We start from the raw sequence: 24,232 nt of genomic DNA on the forward strand, positions 1-24,232 counted from the left end.
TCCCATGGATCTGTTTGATTTTAAAGAGGTGAAGTACCTCGAGCGCGACACCAACACCCCAACGTTTTTCGGTAAAATCGATTCAGAAGTGGGCAAAGGCGGCCAGGTAATGATTACGCTTGGCGACAGGAATTTCTTTGTCGACATCAACCCGCAGGACGGCAGCTGGAAGTGGACGCCACCGGAAGCGCTGGCCGACGGTGAATACAGCCTCTCCTTTATGACCATCGATACCGCCGGTAACCTCAGCACGCCGACGCAGCGCACGCTGATAGTCGACACCACGCCGCCGGCCGCACCGACGCTGCTCAACCTGTACGACGATCAGGGCGCCATCACCGGCAGCTTTGACGCCGGTAAAATGACTGATGACCGCCGCCCGACCCTGACCGGCATCGCCGAAAAGGGCACCGTGGTGTATCTGAAAGAGGGCAACACCGTGATCGGCAGCGCCAAAGCCGATGAGAAAACTGGCCTGTGGACGCTGGAGCCGACGGTGGATCTGGCGGATGGTCGTCACAACCTGACGCTGGTGGCTGCGGAAACCTTCGCCGGTAAGGTGCGTGAGGGCAAAGTATCCGATGAGTTTAACATTACTATCGGAAAAGACGGCGACGTGCCGAGCGATCCGGGCGGCGTGGCCAAAATCATTGAGGCGATCGACAATGCCGGCAGCCTGACCGGCTCACTGAAAAGCGGCGGCATCACCGACGACACTACGCCAGAGCTGCGCGGCAGTGCGCCGGAAGGCAGCGTGGTGCGTATTCAGTACCGTAACGATAAAGGTGAATGGATCGACGGCGGCAATGCGGTGATGAACGGCACCAGCTGGAGCTGGACGCCAAACCCGGCGCTGGGTGCCGGTAACTGGGAGTTCCGCGCCAACGCCGGCAGCGGCTGGACCGACGAATTCAAGCTGGATATCGATCTCGCACCGGCAGCAAAAACGGAAATCACCCACGCTTACGATGACTTTGGCCCGTTCACCGGCACGCTGGGCAACGGCGCGATTACCGATGACCGCACGCCAAACCTGCACGGCCGCGCCGAATCTAACAGCCTGGTGTATATCCACTATCGCAACGTGCTGGGCACATGGGAACTGCTGGACAGCGTGACTGCCGGTGCCGATGGCCGCTGGGAGTATGAGACTGACCGTCTTTCTCCGGGGACGTATGAGTTTCAGGCCGGGAGAACGGCAACCCGTGATGCGAACGGTAAACCGTTTGGGCTGCAGATTGTGGCGCCGGGCAGCGTCGCACCAGAGATCGCTATGGCCTGGGATGACGTGGGCAAAATCACCGGTGAGGTGAAATCGGGCGGGCTGACCAATGATACTCAGCCGGAGCTGCGCGGCAGTGCCGAGGCGAATGCGGTTGTACAGGTCGAGTACTCACGCGACGGCAAAACCTGGCATAGCGGGTCGACGGTTGCGGATGCGAATGGCCGCTGGTCGTTTACGCCCAAGGACGAGCTGGAATATGGTAACTGGGATTTCAGGGCGAAAACCACTAATGGAACTAGCTATAGTGCAAATTATTCGTTAAACATTATTGACAGTGAAACCATTACTCATGTTTACAACTTTGAAGACATTACCCCTGTCAATATCAATAAAGATGTTAATTACGGGAACCTGACATTTATCTATAAAAAGCATGACAATGTTACTACAGCAATAGAAGATCATGAGCGCTGGGGCGGTCTTTTCGTCATCCGAAAAGATAGCAATGTTAATGAGTTCGTGCAAAAAGTTAATTTCCAGGAAAAAATAAATTACTTTGAACTCACCGCACTTGATTGGGAAAGTTCCAAATCCTACATCAGCTTCTTTGATGAAAGCGGGAAAGAACTGGGGCGAGTTTACTCCAATGATGAAAGAGGAAATAGCAGAGAGGTATTACAATTCTACTCTGGTAACGCAGAAATTAGTTACGCTGAAATCCATATTATTGGGTCGCTTACTGGCTACGGGATTGATAACATCATAACTGAACGCTACTCTAAACATGAAATAAACACTAACAGTCATGGTTTTGATAACCTTGAAGGATACGATGCAGGATATCTATTTAACAGGACCGGAGAACGTCTGAAAAGTGGATTATTTGTTAAAACAATTTACGGCACTGACCTTGGAATAATTGCCGACCCAGGTGCTAACAAAAACAACATTTTCTACATTAGAGGGAACTCATCATATGAGTTTAACTTCGAAAAAACAGATAAATTTTCTTTTGATTTTAGCTACTTAGATAATGCCAACACCCATAAGATAATAGTTTACTCAACTAATGGTTCTATCTTGCATGAAGAATACTTACCAGCAACAGAATCAAAAGTAAAGCATTATGAACATTTCTCACCACCGGGAAGCAGTATTTCACATATCGAATTTATTGTAGGAAGCGATAGTGTTCCCGGCAATACCAATGGAGGCTTCGCCATAGATAACATCGCCTGGGGTGCAAACGTTGACTCAGGCCTGGAATCATTTGACAAGTATGACAATGACTTCAAGTTCGATATGACAAAAGTTAACACTTTATGGGGTGGCGTTAAATTCTCCGGAAAAGCGCATGAGGGTGCAGTTTCACATATAGCATCATCTAAAGTTTACGGTGGCTTCGGAGAACATCATGCATTTTTATTAGGCGACAACTCAACGTATACGTATGACTTTGGCAGCACGGAAAAGATCGAATTTGCACTGAACGCCGTTCATTCAGCCAACCGACATGAAATTATCGTTTACTCAACAACCGGTGAAATTCTCTTCCGTGAAATGCTCGCAACCGTGGATTTAAAAACCGTAACACCTCCCAATACCTATCAGTTTATCGCACCGCCGGGTAAAAAAATTGGTCACATCGATTTTGTACTGGGTCAGGAGGGAACAAGTGATGACAGTGATATCGGCATTACAATTGACGATATCAAATGGGGCGAATATGTCCATCCGGAGGTCAACACCAACGGCGGCAAACTGTACCTGTTTGACGAAAACGACCTCTATGACCCGATCCAGGTTTTCGACGCCGATAATCAGCTCTATCAGCTGCTGGTCAACAGCGAAGATCAAACGGTGATTTTTGCCGACCAGGTTGAGGACGGCAGCAGAACCAGCGTGATTCAGATGGACAATGCCGGCAATAACGCCCTGACGCTGAGCCTGCAGGATGTGCTCAGGCACGGCAGTGAGAACCTGGCGATTGATGATGCCACTAAGCAAATCATCGTCAACGGCAACCAGGGCGACACCGTGCGCCTCGAAGACATCCTGCCAGAGGGCAGTGAGCAAAACGGCTGGGCCGAGCAGGCTGGCACCGTGACCATCGCCGGCACCCAGTACCACGTCTGGAGCAACGGCGACGCTGAGCTGCTGGTGCAGGACGGCGTGAAAACCGAGCTGGTGTAAGGGAGAGCCATCATGAACCAGATTCTTAATGCATCTTACCGCTACACCGACGACCCGCGCCGCGGCTACAGCGGCACCAGTCCGCAGGCGCGCAACGGCTTTGCGGAAATCGTCATCGACGGCAACAAGCCGTACACAGTCAGTGTCGGCCCGGACGGCCGCTGGAGCTGGACGCCGCCCGCCGACTGGACGCCAGGCGAACACATCGTGTCGGTGCGCATGATTGACGCCGCCGGCAACATCGGTGACCCCGCTCAGTTCATTCAGGTGGTCGACTACACGGCGCCGGACGCGCCGCGCCTGCTCAATATGTACGATGACCAGGGCGACATCACCGGCAGCTTCGACGCCGGACGCATGACCGACGACCGTCGCCCGACCCTGACCGGCGTCGCCGAAAAGGGCACCGTGGTATACCTGAAAGAGGGCGATACGGTGATCGGCAGCGCGCAGGCCGACGCCAAAACCGGCATCTGGACGCTGGAGCCGGACGCCGACCTGAACGACGGCACCCACCAGCTGACGCTGGTGGCGGTTGAAACCTTTAACGGCAAGCTGCGTGAGGGTGAACCGTCTGAACCGTTCGAACTGCTGATTGGCCGCGACGGGTCTGCCGCCACGGTGATTTCCCACGCGGTGGATGATGCCGGCCCGGTCACTGGCTCGCTGCTGAGCGGCGCGCTCACCGACGACGCTACGCCGCAACTGCACGGCAGCGCCCCGGCGGGCAGCACGGTTTTTGTGCAGTACCGTAACGCCAGCGGCGAATGGGTCGACGGCGGCGCGGCGCAGATGGACGGCACCCGCTGGAGCTGGACACCACCGGCTGAGCTGGACGCCGGCAGCTGGGAGTTCCGCGCCGGTCAGGAAGGCAGCTGGAGCGACAGCTTCGGGCTCGATATCGCCTTCGCCGGCAGCGACGCGCTGCACGCCACGCTGACCCACGCCACCGACGATTTCGGCCCGGTCACCGGCACGCTGCTAAGCGGCGCGCTCACCGATGACACCACGCCAACCCTTAGCGGGCGCGGCGAAGCCAACAGCAACGTGGTGGTGCGCTACGGCATTGCTGGCGAGTTCACCCATTCCGTGGTGGTGACAGTGGGCGCGGACAGCAACTGGAGCTTCACGCCGCCGGCGCTGGAGTACGGCGTCTGGTCGTTTGCCGCGCAGGCGCAGGGCGACAGCCAGTGGAGCGATACGTTTGAGCTCGTCCTGATGCCGGGCGGCCAGCACACGCCAGAAATCCTCCGCGTGTATGACGACGTGGCGCTGTATATCGGCGAAGTCAGCAACGGCGGCATCACTAATGATCGCCAGCCGGAGCTGAGCGGCGTCGCCGAGGCCAACAGCGTGCTCAACGTCTACGACGGCAGCACGCTGATCGGCAGCGTGCAGGTCGGCTCAGACGGCAACTGGCGCTTTATCACGCCAGAGCTCAGCGATGACTCGCACAGCCTCAGCGTCAGTTACGGCGCTTACGACGCTGGCCTGCCTGCGTACAGTATCGTCGTGGACGCCACGCCGCCGGGCGAGGTGGAAATCAACGCGCTCGCCCCGCTCGGCCTGACGCTCAGCGACGTGGTGGAAGCCGGTCAGCAGGGCCTGTTCATTGACGACGGCAAAACCCAGCTGCGCGTCAGCGGCCAGGCCGGCGACAGCGTGCAGCTCAGCGACATCCTGCCAGAAGGCGAAGCGGTCAGCGGCTGGACGCAGCAGGCGGGCACCGTCACCATCGCTGGCAGCCAGTACCACGTATTCAGCCACGGCGATGCGGAACTGCTGGTGCAGGACGGCGTGAAAATCGAGCTGGTGTAATCCCCCGATGCCGTGCGCGCAGCACGGCATCAACTTCTCCTTTTCCTCTGTTTTTAATCCGTTCGGATTTTTCTCCCTTCGGGACGTATCTCATACGGCGTGTTACGTCATCTATTACAAAATGCGCTTTCAATAACAAAGCGCGGCGGCTTTCGCTGCAATAAACCGACGACCAACACAGGAATATCTTCCATGGAACTGTTCAATTATGAAGAGGTGAAATACCTCGAGCGCGACACCAACACCCCCACGTTTTTTGGCTATGCAAATTCAGAAATTGGTAAGGGCGGCACCATGCTGATTACCGTCGGCAAAGAGACCTTTACGGTAGATATCGACCCTGCCAACGGCTACTGGAGCTGGACACCTGCAACGCCGCTGGATGATGGTTACTACAACATGTCTTTTCAGTCGATTGATAAGGCTGGCAACGTCAGTACACCCAGTCTGCGTACGCTGATTATTGATACCACGCCGCCAGCAGCGCCGACGCTGCTGAACATGTATGACGATCAGGGCGACATCACCGGCAGCTTCGATTCTGGCAAGATGACCGACGACCGCCGCCCGACCCTGACCGGCATCGCCGAAAAAGGCGTGATTGTTTATCTGAAAGAAGGCAATACGGTTATCGGCAGCGCGAAGGCGGATGAGAATACCGGGATGTGGAAGATCGAGCCGGAGGTTGACCTTACCGACGGTCAGCATGATTTGGCGCTGGTGGCGAATGAAACCTTTGCCGGTAAGGTGCGCGAGGGTGAGGTTTCGGATGAGTTCATCATTATTATTGGTAAAGACGGAGAAGTGCCGGTTGATCCAGGCGGCGTGGCGAAAATTATTGATGCCGTCGATAACGTCGGCAGCGTGACCGGCTCATTGAAGAGCGATGGCATCACCGACGATACCACCCCAGAGCTGCGTGGCAGCGCGCCAGCAGGCAGTGTGGTACGTATTCAGTACCGTAATGCTCAGGGTGAATGGGTTGATGGCGGCAATGCGGTGATGAAGGGCACCAGCTGGAGCTGGACGCCGAATCCAGCGCTAGGCGAAGGAAACTGGCAATTCAGGGCAAATGCCGGTGACGAATGGAGCAACGAATTCAAACTCAATATTGATTTGACGCCTGCAAGCGAGACCACGATTGCTTACGCCTGGGATAATTATGGTCATGCCACTGGCATGTTAGGTAATTCCGCCCGGACAGATGACCGTACCCCCACGTTACACGGACGCGCCGAAGCAAACAGTATTGTTTATATTGAATACGGTAAAGCTGGAGCACCATGGATTCCAGGTTATTCAGTTCAGGTTGGTGCTGATGGTAACTGGGAGTTCACAATACCTATCGAATTAGATAATGGTAACTGGGAGTTCCGGGCAAAAAGTGGTAATAGTGGCGCATTCACACCCAAGTTCAAACTCAATGTGATTGATAATAACCTTGCTCCAACTATTGATTTTGCCCTGGATAATGTGGGTAAAACACAAGGCAAATTAGCGTCTGGTAGCGTAACTGACGATACAACTCCCGAGTTACAAGGCCATGCCGAAGCCAACAGCACAGTCTATATAGAATACTATCTTGGAAACAACAGTAAAAACATCGCCTCAGTTACTGCTAATATATATGGAGAGTGGACATTTTCTCCACCAAAACTTAGCTATGGGAACTGGACTTTCAATGCTTATACAAACGACAAAGCGCAGAGCTCTTTTGAAATAAAAGTCAGAGAGGCTGATCTTATCAGCCATCGTGAAGATTTTAGTAACGGAACCTATATAATTCAGCAAGGCACTTCAGTTACCCTGGCCTCTGGCATCAAAGTATACAATCAGTATGGAAATGCTTCCCAAAGGAATGAATTTTTAGTCGGACCAGACTTAGGCACTGGGAACCCTTCAAATTCTAAACAAACAGCAGTACATTTTTATATTGATAAATCTAACTACTTTAAGTTTGACGCTCAGGCTCAACAAGCCACTCATAATATGATACGGTTTTATAATGAGAAGGATGAACTTATCGGCTCCATCGAACTCTCAAAATGGGGCGGAATGAAACCCTACGAGTTCATTGCCCCACAAGGTCAGTTAATAAGCAAAGTATCGGCGTTCAATAGTTTTTATGATGACGGCACAGGCAATTCACGCTACGACACTATTTTTTTAGACAATTTCGAATGGGGTATAAAAGATAATGTTGTCAAATCCACTGATATATCAGTGAATGAAATTTCCACATTAGACGCCGATGCGTTTAGTGCTCTAGAAAATATAACTGCCGAAGAAGTGTTCTCTAAAGGAACCAAAGATCTCTTCATCGATGACGGCAAAACCCAACTAATGGTCAACGGTAACCAGGGCGATACCGTACGTCTGGAAGATATCCTGCCTGAAGGCAGCGAGCAGGAAGGCTGGACCGAGCAAACCGGCACCGTGACCATCGCCGGTAACCAGTACCACGTGTTCAGCCACGGCGACGCCGAACTGCTGGTGCAGGACGGCGTAACGGTGAATCTGGTTTAACTGCGATTCGGCACAGCTCGTGACATGGCGGCCTGCTCCGGCCGCCACAATAAAAAAGGTCGTCATAATTGACGACCTTACAGATAAGGTAGCTGTGTTTACGCCGGTGAAACTATTTCTTCACCGTCTCCATGCCCATCAAACCAATCTTCAGATAACCCGCTTCACGCAGCTGATCCATCACCGACATCAGCGTTTCATAATCGACTGATTTGTCCGCCTGGAAAAAGATGGTGGTCTCTTTGTTGCCTTCGGTTTGTGCGGTGAGCGCGTTCACCAGCGTCTCTTTGGTCACCGCATCGTTACCGATGTAGATCTGTTTATCCGCTTTGATCGACAGATAAACCGGCTTCTCCGGACGCGGCTGCGGCGCGCTGGTGGAGGCAGGCAGATTGACGCGTACATCCACCGTGGCGAGCGGCGCAGCGACCATGAAGATGATCAGCAGCACCAGCATGACATCGATAAACGGCGTCACGTTGATTTCGTGCATTTCGCCATCGCCGACCGCATCATCGTTTAAACGCATCGCCATAATACTTACCCTACGCGCAGTTTCTGGGCCGCCGCCGGACGGTTAACTTCTTTTGCGGTATCGACGTTGCCGAGGTCCAGATCGCGGCTCTGCAGCAGCAGTACCTGCGCCGCCACGTCGCCGAGCGACGCTTTGTAGCTGGCGATCATGCGGGCGAAGACGTTATAGATCACCACAGCCGGGATTGCCGCTACCAGGCCAATCGCCGTCGCCAGCAGCGCTTCCGCGATGCCCGGTGCCACCACCGCGAGGTTGGTGGTCTGGGTTTTCGCGATACCGATAAAGCTGTTCATGATGCCCCACACGGTACCGAACAGACCGATAAACGGCGCGACGGAACCGATGGTGGCGAGGAAGCCGTTACCGCGACCGGCGTGGCGGCTGAAGCCTGCAACGCGACGCTCAAGGCGGAAGCTGGTGCGCTCTTTGATGCCGTCGAGGTCTTCGCTGCCAGCGGAGAGTTCCAGTTCGTTACGCGTGTCGGCGAGCAGCACAGCACTGTGGCTGTTGGCTTTGAAGTTTTCGGCAGCGCGATACGCGTCATTCAGTGAGCGCGCTTCGCCCAGCGCCAGCTGTTCACGCTTCAGGCGACGTTTCGCCCCGCTCAGCTCCGCGTATTTGCCAAAGAAAATCGCCCAGGTGACGACCGAGGCCAGCAACAGGCCGATCATCACAATTTTTACCACGATATCGGCATGCTGATACATGCCCCAAACGGAGAGGTCCGTTTGCATCAAGTCACTGGCTACCACGCTGCGTCTCCGACTTCTGTTGCACCGTTCACGATTGAAGCGCGGATCATAGCAAAAAAACCGACCGAAGTGATAGTGGTTCTCATTACTATTTACAAAGCTGTAACCCGCTGAATTGATACGGCGCAATGTTTAGCGCGATAAATCGCGCCGCTACGGTTGGGTGCGGTTTGCGGAATAGAGCAACAGGCACGGTTGCGCGATAAATCGCGTCGCTACGGTTGGGTGCGGTTTGTGAAATGGTGCAACTGGCGCGGACGAACATCCCGCACGGGTCGTAGCGGCGCAATTTATTGCGCTTTGCTTTTCCGCCGCGTAATAAAAGCCGCATCCAGCCTCTTTCCGCGATTGTGCTGGCGTCACTCTGATATTCGGCAAACGGGCTCAACCCCGCGCCGCGATTCGTGGTAAGTTGGATGCTTTGTGAGACGTGTCAGGAAAGGCAGTGATGGCAACGAAAAAAATTGATACCCGGCTTGTCACCGCGGGACGCAGCAAACGTTACACTCAGGGCTCGGTTAACAGCGTCATTCAGCGCGCATCCTCACTGGTTTTTGACTCCGTCGCGGACAAACAACGCGCCACCGCCGGACGCGCCAGCGGTGAACTGTTTTATGGCCGGCGCGGCACCCTCACCCATTTCTCCTTCCAGGATGCGATGACCGAACTGGAAGGCGGCGCCGGCTGCGTGCTCTATCCGTGCGGTGCGGCCGCAGTCGCCAATGCCATCCTCGCGTTTGTCACCAGCGGCGATCATATTCTGGTCAGCGGCGCGGTGTACGAACCCACTCAGGATTTCTGCACCAAAATTCTCGCGAAGCTTAACGTCACCACCACCTGGTTCGATCACTGCATCGGCAGTGAAATCGGCGAACTGGTGCAGCCGAACACCCGCGTGGTGTTCCTCGAATCACCGGCGTCCATCACCATGGAAGTGCAGGATATTCCGGCAATTGTCGCGGCGGTGCGCGCCAAAGCACCAGACGCGGTGATCATGATTGATAATACCTGGGCGGCGGGCGTGCTGTTTAACGCGCTGGAGCATGGCATCGACATTTCGATTCAGGCCGGCACCAAATACATCATCGGCCACAGCGATGCGATGATCGGTACTGCGGTGGCCAACGAGCGCTGCTGGGCGCAGCTGCGCGAAAACTCCTACCTGATGGGCCAGATGGTGGATGCAGACACCGCGTACATGGCCAGCCGCGGCCTGCGCACACTGGCGACGCGTCTGCGTCAGCACGAAGAGAGCGGCCTGCGCGTGGCCGAGTGGCTGGCGGCGCAGCCGGAAGTGGCGCGCGTCAACCATCCGGCGCTGGCGCAGTGCAAAGGCCACGAGTTCTGGCGGCGCGACTTCAGCGGCAGCAGCGGGCTGTTCTCATTCATCCTGCATGAAAAACTCACCCCGGCGCAGCTGGCAAATTATCTCGATCGCTTCCACCATTTCAGTATGGCCTACTCGTGGGGCGGCTTTGAATCGCTGATTCTGGCGAACCAGCCGGAAGAGCTGGCGGCAATTCGTCCGGCGGGCGGCGTGGATTTTGACGGCACGCTGGTGCGTCTGCATATCGGTCTCGAGCACGTTGATGATCTGCTGGATGACCTGAAAGCTGGTTTTGCCCGCCTGAAAGCGTAAAAAGATAAACCAAACTTAAACCATCCGGTGCGGCGTAGCGGAGATCAACGATTACGCCGTTCCGGACGGTTAAAATACAAGCCTTGTGACTCGATGGGATAGCTGATGGGTGTTTTACATGAGATTGTCCAGGCGCTGTGGCATCAGGATTTTGCCGCGCTGGCCAATCCGGATGTAGTGTGGATTGTCTACGGCGTGATGTTTCTGACGCTGTTCCTGGAAAACGGTTTGCTGCCTGCCTCGTTCCTGCCTGGCGACAGCCTGCTGCTGCTGGCAGGGGCGATGATCGCCAAAGGCGTGATGGATTTTGTGCCGACCATGGTGATTCTGACCACCGCCGCCAGCCTCGGCTGCTGGCTGAGCTATCTGCAGGGGCGCTGGCTTGGTAATACTAAAATCGTCAAAAGCTGGCTGATGCATTTGCCAGCGCAGTACCACCAGCGCGCCTGGCACCTGTTCAACCGCCACGGCCTGATGGCACTGCTGGTTGGCCGCTTTCTGGCCTTTGTGCGCACGCTGCTGCCGACCATGGCGGGCATTTCGGGTTTGCAGAACGGGCGTTTTCAGTTCTTCAACTGGCTGAGCGGCGCGCTGTGGGTCGGGATTGTGGTGGCGATGGGCTACGGCATCAGCCAGGTGCCGTTTATCAAGCGCCACGAAGATCAGGTGATGGCGATCCTGATGGTGCTGCCTATTGTCCTGCTGTTTCTCGGCCTCGGCGGCAGCATTGTGGTGATCTGGAAAAAGCGGCGCCAGAAAGCCTAACCTCTGTAAAGCGCCGCCGCTTCAGGCGGCGTCAAATGGCAGCAGCGCTCCGGTCTGGCGCGCGCGGCTCGCCTCTTCTCCCGGCGTCACGCCAAAGTACCGTTTAAACTCCCGCGAAAACTGTGACGGGCTTTCATAGCCGACGCGCACGGCGGCGGCGCTGGCCTTCAGCCCATCCTGCAGCATCATTAATCGCGCCTGATGCAGACGGTAACGCTTGAGATACTGCAGTGGCGAGGTCTGGGTCACCGCCTTAAAGTTATGGTGAAACGCCGAGACGCTCATGTTGACCTCTGCCGCCAGCATTTCCACGCTCAGGCTTTCGGCAAAGTGGTTCTCGATGCGGCGCAGCGCCCGGGCCACCTGGCTGAACTGCGTCTGGCGATTGACCAGCGACAGCAGCGCGCCGCCAATCGGCCCGATCAGTACGTAATAGATGATTTCACGCACCAGCTGCGGGCCGAGCACGCGGGCGTCACGCGGTTTATCCATCACATCCAGCAGCCTTTCCGCGGCGCACAGCATCTCCTCGCTAAGAAACGCAGAGTGAATGCCGGAGGTTTGCGGCTGCGGCTGAAACTGCTCGTCATCGCCAATGCTTAACAGCAGATCCTGCAAACTGGCCGGATCCACGGTGAGACTCATACCGGCCAGCGGCTGCTGCGGCGTGGCGTCAGTTTCGCACTCCACCGGCAGCGTGACCGTGAGCATCAGATATTTGGTGGCGTCGTAGCGAAACACCGTGCTGCCGAGGTAGCCGGTTTTGTGTCCCTGAAACAGGATCACGATGCCCGCCGGATACAACATCGGCGTGCGCGGCAGCGGTTCCTCTGCGTAGATCAACCGTACGTTTTCCACCGCACACAGCGGCTTTTGTGGCTCGCGCATCAGCGTGATCACGCGCTGCGCCAGCTGGCGGCAAAGGGCATCGTTCGGCATGGCACTCTCTCGGGCAGCAAAAAACGCAGTGTGCCGCATTGCTGCATAAAGCTCCAGATGGCTGGAGGATCAGGCAAGATTTTTGCAGGATTGCACCGGGCGAAAGTGCCGTTCGGTTGCCACAATGATCCTCAGGTCAGGTTTGTTGACTAGACTTAAGCACATCGTTTCTACGGTAAGTCACTGCAACCGATAAGGAGTCACTATGGCAGAGCAACCCCGGATTAAACTGCACGACGGCAACATGATGCCGCAACTCGGCCTTGGCGTCTGGCAGGCCAGCATTGATGAAGCGCGCAATGCCGTGCTGGAAGCGCTGAAGGTCGGCTATCGCTCCATCGATACCGCCGCCGCGTATAAAAATGAAGAGGCGATTGGCCAGGCGCTGCAGGAAACCGACGTGGCGCGCGATGAGATCTTTATCACCACCAAACTGTGGAATGATGACCAGCAGAATGTTGAACAGGCGATGGAGACCAGCCTGAAGAAGCTGCAGCTGGAGCAAGTGGATCTCTATCTGATGCACTGGCCGTGCCCGCAGAAAGACCACTACGTCGATGCGTGGAAGAAAATGGTGGAACTGCAGCAGCAGGGCCTGGCGAAAAGTATCGGCGTGTGTAACTTCCATGAGGCGCACCTCAAGCGGCTGATTGATGAAACCGGCGTGTCGCCGGTGGTGAATCAGATTGAACTCCATCCGATGCTGCAACAGCGCACGCTGCATGCGTGGAATGCGCTGCATCAGATTCAGACCGAGTCGTGGAGCCCACTGGCGCAGGGCGGTGAAGGCGTGTTTGATCAGGAGATCATTCGCGAGCTGGCGAAGAAGTACAGCAAGACGCCAGCGCAGATTGTGATTCGCTGGCATCTGGACAGCGGCCTGGTGGTGATTCCGAAGTCGGTAACGCCGGCACGCATTCAGGAGAACTTCCAGGTGTTTGATTTCCGGCTGGATAAGTCAGAAGTGAGCGAGATCGCGAAGCTGGATAAAGGCAAGCGACTCGGACCGGATCCGGAAGAGTTTAATGGGTGACGTGGGTTAAGGATGCGATGGGTGAAGGGTGCGGTTTGCCCCCTCACCCCGGCCCTCTCCCGCGCGCGGGAGAGGGAGATGTCCGCGCAAATCTGAAGCGGTGTGCCAGTGGGTCATACCGCTCAAAACGGTTCCCTCTCCCGCTGGCGGGAGAGGGTTAGGGTGAGGGAACAGCAACGCGCCTCACCCGACCGGATTCACCACCATCTGCCCTGCCGTGCCGCGATCGGCGAGCTCCAGCGTCTGGCTATAATAGACAAACGGGAAATGCTCTGACGAACTCTGCGGGAAACTCACCAGCAGTTCGACATCGCCATCCACCCAGACCGTATCTTTCCAGCCGCGATCTTCTCCCATCGACTGCGCGCCGTTGACGCTCTTAATCAGGAACATCACGCCCTGAATATGCAGCGACTGCGGTCGGTCGGCGTGAATGATCCAGCGCTCAAAGGTGCCCTGCTGCACCGTCGTATCGATGCGATTCATGTCCCACAGCACACCGTTAATGCCCGGCGTGCTGTCGCCGAGGCGGAATTCACGCGTGCGCACCGCCACGCCATCAAGAATCTGATCCGCCAGCAGGCGCATCGGCAGGTTGTCGGTCACCAGCGGCAGCAGGCCGGTTGGACGCAGCGTCAGCACCAGCGTATTGGTCAGAATCGATGACGGCTCAAACAGCCCGCGCAGACGATCCATAATGCCTGCCGCCGTGCCTGCGGTGATCGACACTTCATCGCCCTGCGACATGTCCACCAGCACTTCGCGACGTTCACCCGGCGCGAGCGACAGCGTTTGCACCGCTACCGGCGCGGGCAGAAAGCCCTGATCGCTGGCAATCACCGTAAACGGCCGGTTGTCGCTAAAGCTGAGATCGAAACGGCGCGCATTGGCCGCATTCAGCAGGCGCAAACGCACCCAGCCGCGCGACACTTCGACATACGGGTTTTGCACGCCGTTAACCAGCAGCGTATCGCCGAGGAACCCGCCGTCCGACGGTGGGTTATAAACCGGCGTGGCAAAGTTATCGAGGCGCTTGTCCTGAATAATCAGCGGGAAATCATCGACGCCGTAATGCTTCGGCAGCGGCAGCGCTTTGCTGATGTCATCTTCGATCAGCCACATGCCTGCCAGGCCGTTATAGACGTGCGGCGCCATGCGATTTGGCGTGTTGGCGTGATACCACAGCGTGGCTGCGCCCTGACGAATCGGCAGCACCGGCGCCCAGTCTACGCCGGCGGACATCATGCGCGGCGCACCGCCCATCAACGCGCCCGGCACCTGCAAACCGCTGACGGTCATCGCCACCGGTTCATTGAGGCGGTTGCTGTAAATCAGTTTGACATCGTCGCCGCTGTAAACGCGCACCGTCGGGCCAAGGTACAGGCCGTTAATGCCCCATACCGGCACTTTGTTGCTGTTGCCGTTGAAGGACCAGTGGCTGCGCTGCAGCGTAAGGAACAGCGGCTGACCGCGGCGTGATTCGATCAGCGGCGGCACCGGCAAAGGCACATCGCCCAATGGCGCGGCGGCGCGGGCGGCGTAAGGCATAACGCTGGAAGCCAGCGCCATACCGGCAGAAAGCTGAATAAACTGACGTCTGCTGCAAGACATAAAACTTCAGACCTTTTGAGCGTGGCGTGAAGACGCCGTGTCCATGTTGTTATTTTTAATCGTGTTGTGAAGCGCCCGAAAGGCGCGGCTGTGTGTCCGGGTTAGGTCAATGCGCATCCGGGACCCGGTGCGCATGAATGCGCACCCTACAAATGGCGGGATCCGCAACAAATCAATGCGTACCCGACAAACGGCGGGACACGGCGCGCCTCAATGCACCCGACAGATCGAGCCATGGCGCGCGCTGCGGGTGAGCCATTTTTTGCCGGCTAGATTTTACCGTTTTTTTCGCGTTCGGCGACTTCAGCGTTCAACTCTTCCAGCTTAGCAGACATTAATTCACGGCAGTGGGTCGCCAGCTTACGTACCGACGTGGTTTCAAACTGCGTGGTATCCACTGGCGGCAGCATTTCCACGATCACTAAGCCATTGTTCCAGCGATTCAGTTTGATTTTGCCGTGGGTGTTAGAGACCACCACCGGGATGATCGGCACGCCCGCCGCCACCGCCGCATGGAACGCGCCGGTCTTGAACGGCAGCAGACCGCGTCCGCGGCTGCGCGTCCCTTCCGGGAACATCCAGAAGGAAATTTTCTTCTTTTTAAACTGCGCCACCAGCTCGCCGATGGTGCCGTGCGCTTTGGCGCGGTTATCGCGGTCAATCAGCAGGTTACCGGTCAGCCAGTAGAGCTGGCCGAAGAACGGGATCCACAGCAGGCTTTTCTTACCCACCGTGACCGTGGTCGGCTGCACGATATTGGCAGCGGTGATCATGTCGTAGTTGTTCTGATGGTTAGCGATGTAAATCGCGTTACCGTAGCTTTCGGCATCCGCCGGTTTACGCAGTTCGACTTTGACGCCAAACACCGTCGACAGACGACCAAACATGTGACCAAAGGTCGCCACGTGGCGCGGATTACGCGGTGAAAACAGACACCAGATGCTGCCAAATATACAAACCAGAATCGAATAAATCACAACGATCAACGTGCGTAAAATTAGTAACATAGCTTCCTCAAATGTGGCAGTCCTTCGCCTTTTCAGTCTTACTCTTCGCTATTCGCGTCACTTTTTGGCCGCGCTGGCGCATTCACTTCCACGCTATCGATCCGCTGCAGTCCGCGCGATACGCTACCGCGACGGCCGCGCTCAGCACGCACTTTCTGCAGATCTTCATCACGCATGATCAGCTTACGCTTGCCGACATAGATAGTGATGGAACTGCCCGGCGGCAGAATCAGCAGCCACTGCAGCTTGTCCACGCCCGCGGCGGCGTCCGCGGACGGAATCGAGATAATCTTGTTGCCCTTGCCTTTCGACATCTGCGGCAGATCGGCCACCGGGAACATCAGCATCCGCCCCGCCTGGGTGATGGCCAGCAGCATGTCGTCGCCAGAGTGCACCGCCAGCGGCGTCATCACTTTGGCGTTTTCCGGCAGTGTCAGCAGCGCTTTACCGGCGCGGTTGCGCGACACCAGATCGGCAAAGGTACAGATGAAGCCGTAGCCGGCATCGGAGGCCATCAGCAGCTTCTGATCATCCGCTTCCATCAGCACCTGCTCAATCACCGCGCCCGGCGGTGGCGTCAGCTTGCCGGTGAGCGGCTCGCCCTGCCCGCGCGCCGACGGCAGCGAGGTCGGATCCAGCGTATAGCTGCGGCCGGTGGAGTCAATAAACGCCACCGGCTGGTTGCTCTTGCCGCGCGCGGCGGCACGGTAGCTGTCGCCGGCTTTGTAGCTTAATCCTGCCGGATCGATATCGTGACCTTTGGCGCTGCGCACCCAGCCCATCTGCGACAGCACAATGGTGACCGGCTCAGCGCTCACCAGCTCGTTCTCGCTCAGCGCTTTCGCTTCTTCACGTTCGTGCAGCGGTGAACGGCGATCGTCGCCGTAGGTCTGGCTATCGGCCAGCAGTTCTTTCTTCAGCAGGTTACTCATTTTGCGGTCAGAGGCGAGGATCGCCTGCAGCTGATCGCGCTCTTTTTCCAGCTCGGCCTGTTCACCGCGAATCTTCATCTCTTCCAGTTTGGCGAGATGGCGCAGTTTCAGTTCCAGAATCGCTTCGGCCTGGGTTTCGCTGATGTCAAAGCGCGACATCAGCACCGGCTTCGGCTCATCCTCGCTGCGGATGATGTGAATCACCTCATCAATATTGAGGAACGCCACCAGCAAACCTTCGAGGATATGCAGACGACGCAGCACGCGTTCCAGACGATGATTGAGACGGCGCGTCACGGTATCGCGGCGGTACACCAGCCATTCCGAGAGGATCTCCAGCAGGTTTTTCACCGCCGGACGGTTATCCAGCCCGATCATGTTGAGGTTAACGCGGTAGCTCTTCTCCAGATCGGTGGTGGCAAACAGATGGTTCATTACCTGATCGAGATCCACCCGGTTGGAGCGCGGCACAATCACCAGCCGCGTCGGGTTTTCGTGATCCGATTCATCGCGCAGATCCTCCACCATCGGCAGCTTTTTATTGCGCATCTGGCTGGCGATCTGCTCCAGCACGCGCGCACCCGACACCTGATGCGGCAGCGCGGTGATCACCACCTCGCCATCCTCTTTTTTCCACACCGCACGCTGGCGGATCGAACCACGGCCGTTCTGGTAGATTTTGCGGATCTCGTCGCGCGGCGTGATGATCTCGGCTTCGGTCGGGAAGTCCGGCCCCTGCACGATCTCCAGCAGCTCATCCAGCGTGGTGTTAGGCTTGTCGATCAGGCGCACCGCGGCTTCGGCCACTTCGCGCAGGTTGTGCGGCGGAATGTCGGTCGCCATACCCACTGCGATGCCGGTGGTGCCGTTGAGCAGGATGTTCGGCAGGCGCGCCGGCAGCATTTTCGGCTCCTGCAGCGTGCCGTCGAAGTTCGGGATGTAATCCACCGTGCCCTGCCCCAGTTCGCTGAGCAGCACTTCGGCATATTTCGACAGGCGCGATTCGGTGTAACGCATCGCCGCAAAGGATTTCGGATCGTCCGGCGCACCCCAGTTGCCCTGACCATCCACCAGCGGATAACGGTAGGAGAACGGCTGCGCCATCAGCACCATGGCTTCATAGCAGGCGCTGTCGCCGTGCGGATGGTATTTACCCAGCACGTCACCCACGGTACGCGCCGATTTCTTGAATTTTGCGCTGGCGTTAAGCCCCAGCTCGGACATGGCATAAACAATGCGGCGCTGCACCGGCTTGAGACCGTCACCGATGTACGGCAGCGCACGGTCCATAATCACGTACATGGAGTAGTTCAGGTACGCGTTTTCAGTAAACTTGTGCAGGGCAAGACGCTCTGCGCCATCCTGTGTCATTTCACTCATTAAGCTGGCATCCTCACTTCGTGGCCCGCAACGGCGGGTCATCCGGCGGTCATTTGGCGAGGATAGTACCTTATTCGCGGGATTTAGTCACAGGGAAGCCGTTGAGGAGAGAAAGAATCTCCCTGACTTAAATAACGTGACGCCGGTTGGAAAAATAAAAAGGATTGAGAGCATCATCACACTTATTTAGCGCGTTATTGTGTGAGCAGACTCGCATTTAATTTCCCGTCAACGCGGTGTATTAATGCTGTCCGCCTGACGGGACAACATTTAGTATTGTTGCTGCCGCCATCCTTTCCTAAATTCATACTCCATACGACACACCTTTTTCGCGACGGCCTGCTGGCAATGAAATAAATGCCACAAGGAAAAATCCCATTAGGTTTTACCAAAATAAAGGGTGACCGAATGCAAATACTGACTTCGCGACAACACCGGTTAGTGAAATTGCTGTTGCAACAGGCGGCGCCGCAGCCGATTGGTCAGCTGGCGTTACAGCTCGGCGTCTCCGGGAAGACCATTCAGCGCGACCTGCAGTGGCTGGAGAGCTGGCTCAGCAACTGGGCGCTGACGCTGGAGAAAACCCCTGGCCGCGGCGTGCGGCTGCGGGTTGAGGATATTCAGCAGCGTTTGCAGCTGGAGCAGCAGCTGAACGGCGATGAGGCCGGCGACGCGCTCAGTCATAACAGCCGGCGGATAAAAATCGCCTCCCAGCTCCTGAGCGATGCGCCGCGCGCCACGTCAATCAGCAAGCTGTCCGAGCGCTACTTTATCAGCCACGCCTCGATTGTGAACGACCTGAAAGTGATAGAAGAGTGGCTGCAGCCGCTGGGATTAACGCTGCAGCGCGGCCCGGGCGGCACGCACATAGAGGGCCATGAGCAGGCGCTGCGTCAGGCGATGGTGTCGCTGATCAACGATGTGATGCAGCAACAGGTCGCCGGTACGCCGCTGCTGCCGCGGCTTGATCCCGGCAGCCAGCAGGCGCTGGTGCACTATTTTGGCGAAGAGGATGTGGCCTTTGTGCAGACGCTGCTGCAACAGATGGAGCAGCAGCTGAGTTATCCGCTGGGCGATGCCTGGTATCTCAATCTGTGCACGCACATCCTGATCATGATGCACCGCATGGCGCAGGGCAACGCGCTGGCGCTGGACATTCTCACCACCGCGCACGATCTCGATCAGTCGATTCTCACCATTGCCCGGCAGATGGTGGCGCGCATTGAGCAGCGCATCGGCTGTGCATTGCCGGCCGATGAAGTCGGTTTTATTTATCAATATATCGTCTCCTCCGGCATTGTGGTGGAAGAGCGTGGCGATCAGGTGACGCTGCATAATCAATTTTCCACTGCCGAGTCGGTTAAAATAACCTGCGAATTAATTGATCGTTTCTCGGCGTTTATTCAGCAGGACTTATCTCAGGACCGTTTATTATTTGACGGTTTACTGGTGCACATAAAACCATTATTAAACCGGCTTAAATATCACATTCATATTCGCAATCCGCTGCTGGATGATATTAAACAGGAAATGAAAGAGATATTTTCTCTGACTCAGCAGGCAATGCAGCTGACCGCGCGCACCTTCGCCCTGTCGCCGGTGGCTGAGGATGAGATTGGTTATCTGTGCGTTCATTTCCAGGCGGCACTGGAGCGGCAGATTGCTCATAAACGCATCCTGGTGGTGTGCTCCAGCGGCGTGGGTACCTCGCACCTGCTCAAGAGCCGCATATTACGCGCCTTTCCGGACTGGGAAATTGCCGGCGTTGTGTCAGCCAGCAATCAGGCGGCGTTTTGTCAGCACCACGCGGTGGATTTGGTGATCACCACCATCCACCTCGACGCCGGTGCCATTCCGGCCGTGTATGTCAGCGCCTTTTTTAATGATGACGATATCCGGCGGGTCACTGACGCCATGATTGGCAGCCAGCTGCCCAACGGCACGCCCTGCGCGTTGGCCGCACACTGATTGAATGAGGAGCAACCATGGACATTTCCCGCATTCTGACGCCGCGCCGCGTTAACCTGGCGCTTAGCGCCACCAGTAAAGAAGAGGCGATCAACGAACTCACCGATCTGCTGGTGAGCGACGGCGCCATCAGCGATCGCGCCGCGTTTATTGCCGATGTCTGGCTGCGTGAAGCGGAAGGCTCGACCGGCTTCGAGAACCATATCGCGATTCCGCACGGCAAATCGTCGGCGGTCAGACAAACCACGCTCGCCATTGGCCGCACCCAGCAGGACATTCCGTGGGAAACGCTGGATGGCAGCCAGGTGCGCTGCATCATCCTGTTCGCCGTGCGGCTGGAAGATCAGAACACCACCCATATTCGCCTGTTGTCGCAGGTGGCCAGCGCGCTGGCCGATGATGAGGTGATAGCCCGACTGCTGGCGGAGAATGACCCCGGCAATATCATCCGGCTGTTTAGTCAGTACGCCGAAACCGACTTCTGTTAACACCCAACACCTTGAGGTGCCACATGAATATCGTCTGTGTAGCGGCCTGCACCGCAGGCATCGCGCATACCTACATTGCGCGCGAAAAACTGATTAAGGGGGCTCACGCGCTGGGCCACACCATCCACGTTGAAACCCAGGGCACCATCGGCACTGAAACGCCGCTGACGCGTGAGCAGATCGACGCCGCTGACGTGGTGATCCTCGCGGTTGACGTCAAGATCAACGGCGAAGAGCGCTTTCAGGGCAAACCCATCGTGCGAGTGAAAACCGAAGTGGTGATCAAGTCACCGGTGAAATTCCTCGAAAAAGTGGCGGATTCACTGGCGCGCGCCTGAGGAGATCGATCATGAGCGATCACAAACGTCAGTACGGCCAGGAGATCAAAGGCCATCTGCTCACCGGCATCTCATGGATGATCCCGCTGATCGTTGCCGCCGGCATCTGTATCGCGCTCGGCCAGGTGATTGGCGGGCCAGACGTCGGCAAGCAGACCGGCAGCATTGCGTGGATGCTGAACCAGATCGGCGGCTGGGGCATGGGGCTGATTGTGCCGCTGATCAGCGCCGCCATCGCCTACTCCATTGCCGATCGTCCCGGCTTTGCGCCCGGCCTGATCGTCGGCTTCATCTGCGGCCAGATCGGCACCGGCTTTATCGGCGGCATTCTGGGCGGTTTCCTCGTCGGCTACACCGTGCTGCTGCTGCGCCGGGTGATCAGGCTGCCGCAGTCGATGCAGGGGCTGATGCCAATCATGGTGCTGCCGCTGCTCAGCACCATCATCGCCGGTCTGCTGATGATGACCTTTATCGGCCAGCCGATCGTCTGGCTGCAAAAAACGCTGATTCATCTGCTGGAGTCCATGCAGGGCGGCTCAAAGTTCGTGATGGGCGCCATCCTCGGCGCGATGGCTACCTTCGACTTTGGCGGGCCGATCAATAAAACCATGTCGCTGTTCGCCGACGGCATGCTGGTCGATGGCATTTACGGTCCGGAAGCGGTGAAGTTTGTCGGCTCCATCATTCCGCCGTTCGGCATCACCCTCTCTTATCTGCTGACGCGCCACAAATACACCAAAGCAGAGAAAGAGGCGCTGAAAGCCGCCTTCCCGATGGGCATCTGCATGATTACCGAAGGCGTGATTCCGATTGCGGCACGCGACCTGCTGCGCGTGGTGGCCAGCTGCGTGGTGGCCTCAGCGCTGGCCGGCGGACTGATTATGGTGTGGGGCGTGGAAGCGCCGGTGCCGCACGGTGGCATGTTCGTGGTGCCGCTCTTCACCAAACCGTGGCTGTTCTGCCTGGCGCTCGGCATCGGCACCGTGGTGTGCGGCGTGATGCTGTCGCTGATGAAAAAACCGGTCACGCAGCAGGATGAAGAGTTCGATGACGTGGAAGCACCCGGCGTCCGCGATGAAGAGATCAAATTCACTCTGGAATAAGGAGCCCGCATGTTTGCCATGATGAATGACCTGATTCAGGCCGCCTTCCAGCACAAGTACGCGGTGCTGGCGATCAACTGCTTCAACCTCGAAACCGCCCGTGCGGCGATTCAGGCAGCGGAACAGCAGCGCGCGCCGCTGATTCTCAACTTGTATCAGGGACACAGCGCGCATTTTCCGCCAGCGGTGGCGGCGCCGCTGGTACAGGCGCTGGCGGCTCAGGCCGCGGTGCCGGTGGCGCTGGCGCTCGACCACGGCAAAGCTTTTCCGCTGATTGGTCAGGCGTTTCGTGCCGGCTTTACCGGGCTGATGATTGACGCATCGGCCGAGCCGCTGGCGGACAATATTCGTCAGACCGCAGCGGTAGTGAAGATGGCGCATACCGCTGGCGTGTGCGTTGAAGGCGAGCTGGGGCATATCGCCGATGCGCCCACATACGAACTGGCCGATGCCGCCGTGAAGATGACGCGGGTGGAAGACGTACTGCCGTTTATTGAGCAGACCGGCATCGACCTGCTGGCGATTTCGGTCGGTACCGCGCACGGGCTTTATCCGCCAGGCGTAAAGCCGAAGATCGACTTCGAACGGCTGCAGCAGCTGCACGCGGTGACGACGCGGCCGCTGGCGCTGCACGGCGGCTCGGGCACCCCGGCGGAGGATATACGCCGCGTCAGCGCCTGTGGCGTCGCCAAGATCAACGTCGGCGCTGCGGTGTTCGACGCCGGTAAGCACGCGGTGCAGCAGGCGCTGCGCCAGCATCCGCAGGCTGAGCTGGCCGATGTGCTGGCGCTGATGGAGTCCGCCTGTCGCGAAGTGGTTATTGAATATCTGAGCTGGTCAGGGTCGGCAAACCGCTACTGACACCCCGATCGCGGCGCAATTTCCAACTGTTTCTTTTTATCCCTCATCGGGTCGGCGCGTGCGCCGGCTCTGGTAAAACTCACGCTAAGGAAACATAAACATGTTGATTTCAATGAAAGAGATGCTGGCCCCGACCCGTGAACATCGCTTCGCCATCGGCGCATTTAACGTCGCTGACAGCTGCTTTATCCGGGCCGTGGTGGAAGAAGCCGAAGCCACTAATACGCCCGCCATTATTTCTATCCATCCGAGCGAACTGGAATTTGTCACCGATGAATTTTTTGGCTACGTGCGCGAACGCACCCTGAAAAGCCGCGTGCCGTTTACTATTCACCTCGATCACGGCGCTTCAATTGCGCAGGTGCTGCGCGCTATTCAGTGCGGCTTTACCTCGGTGATGATTGACGGCTCGCTGCTGCCGTACGAAGAGAATGTGGCGCTGACCAAAGAGGTGGTGAAGCTGGCGCACGCGGTGGGCGTGTCGGTGGAAGGCGAGCTCGGCACCATCGGCGATACCGGCACCACGGTGGAAGGCGGCGTGAGCAAGGTGATCTACACCGAACCGGCGCAGGCGGAAGATTTTGTGCAGCGCACCGGCGTCGATACGCTGGCGGTGGCAATTGGCACCGCGCACGGCATCTATCCCAAAGATATGAAACCGGAGCTGCAGATGCACATTCTGAAGGATATCTCTCAGCGCGTAGATATTCCGCTGGTACTACACGGCGGTTCGGCCAATCCGGACGCGGAGATTGCCGAGGCGGTGACGCTGGGCGTGGGCAAGATCAATATCTCCAGCGACATGAAGTTTGCCTATTTCGCCCGACTGCGCGAGATCCTCGCGCAGGAAAGCTGGTGGGATCCGAATGTGATTTATCCGGACGCCATCGCCGCCGCGAAAGCGGTGATTCGCTACAAGATGAATCTGTTTGGCGGGCTGGGTAAAGCCGGATTGTATCGTTGATTTCAAAACAATAAATAGGGCCGCTACGCAAGTGCAGGATGTCAGTTGCACATGCCGTAGCGGCGCGATTTATCACACGTATTCACCCGCCGCACTGCTGCTGATTGCGCAATAAATTGCGCCGCTACGGGACGGTAACGCCTGTCGTAATACCC

General features: G+C 57.1%; 19 protein-coding genes. 12 read left to right on the forward strand and 7 right to left on the reverse strand.

Features of this window, described 5'->3' with window-relative positions; genetic code table 11:
* The first annotated feature begins 4 nt into the window (after positions 1-4).
* The 3 genes from C1Y42_RS14130 to C1Y42_RS14140 all read left to right on the forward strand — a co-directional run bounded on the left by C1Y42_RS14130 (position 5) and on the right by C1Y42_RS14140 (position 7,762).
* Entirely contained in the window at positions 5-3,418 is a 3,414-nt protein-coding gene (locus C1Y42_RS14130; RefSeq protein WP_104093784.1) for an Ig-like domain-containing protein, read from the forward strand.
* Between the two features lie 12 nt (positions 3,419-3,430).
* Positions 3,431-5,236 carry an Ig-like domain-containing protein gene (locus C1Y42_RS14135; protein ID WP_104093785.1) on the forward strand — a complete coding sequence of 602 codons (1,806 nt, stop codon included), beginning with the start codon at positions 3,431-3,433 and terminating at the stop codon, positions 5,234-5,236.
* Between the two features lie 192 nt (positions 5,237-5,428).
* Positions 5,429-7,762, forward strand: coding sequence for an Ig-like domain-containing protein (locus C1Y42_RS14140; protein WP_104093786.1), 2,334 nt, complete (start codon positions 5,429-5,431; stop codon positions 7,760-7,762).
* A 112-nt stretch (positions 7,763-7,874) separates the two neighbouring features.
* Here the strand turns inward: C1Y42_RS14140 and exbD are convergent, their stop codons facing one another.
* The 3 genes from exbD to C1Y42_RS23450 all read right to left on the reverse strand — a co-directional run bounded on the left by exbD (position 7,875) and on the right by C1Y42_RS23450 (position 9,437).
* Positions 7,875-8,297 (reverse strand): TonB system transport protein ExbD, encoded by a 423-nt coding sequence (gene exbD, locus C1Y42_RS14145; RefSeq protein WP_021509588.1) that lies wholly within the window; start codon positions 8,295-8,297, stop codon positions 7,875-7,877.
* A 5-nt stretch (positions 8,298-8,302) separates the two neighbouring features.
* Entirely contained in the window at positions 8,303-9,031 is a 729-nt protein-coding gene (exbB, locus tag C1Y42_RS14150) for a tol-pal system-associated acyl-CoA thioesterase (protein WP_031280126.1), read from the reverse strand.
* A gap of 106 nt (positions 9,032-9,137) precedes the next feature.
* Positions 9,138-9,437: a hypothetical protein gene (locus C1Y42_RS23450; protein ID WP_146068798.1), complete on the reverse strand. Its 300-nt coding sequence runs from the start codon at positions 9,435-9,437 to the stop codon at positions 9,138-9,140.
* Positions 9,438-9,497: 60 nt separating this feature from the next.
* Between C1Y42_RS23450 and metC the strand changes: the two genes are divergently transcribed.
* Together metC and C1Y42_RS14160 are read left to right on the forward strand one after the other, a co-directional pair.
* Complete coding sequence (metC, locus tag C1Y42_RS14155; protein WP_021509590.1) at positions 9,498-10,688, forward strand: cystathionine beta-lyase; 1,191 nt, start codon at positions 9,498-9,500, stop codon at positions 10,686-10,688.
* Positions 10,689-10,793: 105 nt separating this feature from the next.
* Positions 10,794-11,453 (forward strand): DedA family protein, encoded by a 660-nt coding sequence (locus C1Y42_RS14160; protein WP_021509591.1) that lies wholly within the window; start codon positions 10,794-10,796, stop codon positions 11,451-11,453.
* A gap of 21 nt (positions 11,454-11,474) precedes the next feature.
* Here the strand turns inward: C1Y42_RS14160 and C1Y42_RS14165 are convergent, their stop codons facing one another.
* Positions 11,475-12,392 carry an AraC family transcriptional regulator gene (locus C1Y42_RS14165; protein WP_104093787.1) on the reverse strand — a complete coding sequence of 306 codons (918 nt, stop codon included), beginning with the start codon at positions 12,390-12,392 and terminating at the stop codon, positions 11,475-11,477.
* 205 nt (positions 12,393-12,597) lie between these two features.
* Here C1Y42_RS14165 and dkgA point away from each other — a divergent pair, with 205 nt between their 5' ends.
* Positions 12,598-13,425, forward strand: coding sequence for a 2,5-didehydrogluconate reductase DkgA (gene dkgA, locus C1Y42_RS14170; protein ID WP_021509593.1), 828 nt, complete (start codon positions 12,598-12,600; stop codon positions 13,423-13,425).
* 183 nt (positions 13,426-13,608) lie between these two features.
* On the opposite strand, the gene ftsP is transcribed toward dkgA, so the two are convergent.
* The 3 genes from ftsP to parC form a co-directional block, all read right to left on the reverse strand.
* On the reverse strand, positions 13,609-15,036 hold the full coding sequence (ftsP, locus tag C1Y42_RS14175; RefSeq protein WP_104093788.1) for a cell division protein FtsP: 1,428 nt from the start codon (positions 15,034-15,036) through the stop codon (positions 13,609-13,611).
* A gap of 269 nt (positions 15,037-15,305) precedes the next feature.
* The gene (locus C1Y42_RS14180) at positions 15,306-16,043 is read right to left on the reverse strand and encodes a 1-acylglycerol-3-phosphate O-acyltransferase (protein ID WP_021509595.1); all 738 of its coding nucleotides are present in this window, start codon (positions 16,041-16,043) and stop codon (positions 15,306-15,308) included.
* A 38-nt stretch (positions 16,044-16,081) separates the two neighbouring features.
* On the reverse strand, positions 16,082-18,355 hold the full coding sequence (gene parC, locus C1Y42_RS14185; protein ID WP_021509596.1) for a DNA topoisomerase IV subunit A: 2,274 nt from the start codon (positions 18,353-18,355) through the stop codon (positions 16,082-16,084).
* A gap of 408 nt (positions 18,356-18,763) precedes the next feature.
* Here parC and C1Y42_RS14190 point away from each other — a divergent pair, with 408 nt between their 5' ends.
* The 6 genes from C1Y42_RS14190 (at position 18,764) to C1Y42_RS14215 (ending at position 24,077) form a co-directional block, all read left to right on the forward strand.
* The gene (locus C1Y42_RS14190; RefSeq protein ID WP_104093789.1) at positions 18,764-20,323 is read left to right on the forward strand and encodes a transcription antiterminator; all 1,560 of its coding nucleotides are present in this window, start codon (positions 18,764-18,766) and stop codon (positions 20,321-20,323) included.
* 17 nt (positions 20,324-20,340) lie between these two features.
* Positions 20,341-20,811: a PTS sugar transporter subunit IIA gene (locus C1Y42_RS14195; RefSeq protein WP_104093790.1), complete on the forward strand. Its 471-nt coding sequence runs from the start codon at positions 20,341-20,343 to the stop codon at positions 20,809-20,811.
* A gap of 23 nt (positions 20,812-20,834) precedes the next feature.
* Complete coding sequence (locus tag C1Y42_RS14200) at positions 20,835-21,149, forward strand: PTS fructose transporter subunit IIB (RefSeq protein ID WP_021313325.1); 315 nt, start codon at positions 20,835-20,837, stop codon at positions 21,147-21,149.
* A gap of 11 nt (positions 21,150-21,160) precedes the next feature.
* The gene (locus C1Y42_RS14205; RefSeq protein ID WP_058771377.1) at positions 21,161-22,252 is read left to right on the forward strand and encodes a PTS fructose transporter subunit IIC; all 1,092 of its coding nucleotides are present in this window, start codon (positions 21,161-21,163) and stop codon (positions 22,250-22,252) included.
* 9 nt (positions 22,253-22,261) lie between these two features.
* Complete coding sequence (locus C1Y42_RS14210; RefSeq protein ID WP_104093791.1) at positions 22,262-23,113, forward strand: class II fructose-bisphosphate aldolase; 852 nt, start codon at positions 22,262-22,264, stop codon at positions 23,111-23,113.
* Positions 23,114-23,213: 100 nt separating this feature from the next.
* Entirely contained in the window at positions 23,214-24,077 is an 864-nt protein-coding gene (locus tag C1Y42_RS14215) for a ketose-bisphosphate aldolase (protein ID WP_104093792.1), read from the forward strand.
* Positions 24,078-24,232 lie beyond the last annotated feature (155 nt).

Origin of the sequence: Pantoea sp. ICBG 985 (genome assembly GCF_002928365.1) — a bacterium.
GTDB lineage: Bacteria > Pseudomonadota > Gammaproteobacteria > Enterobacterales > Enterobacteriaceae > Pantoea > Pantoea dispersa.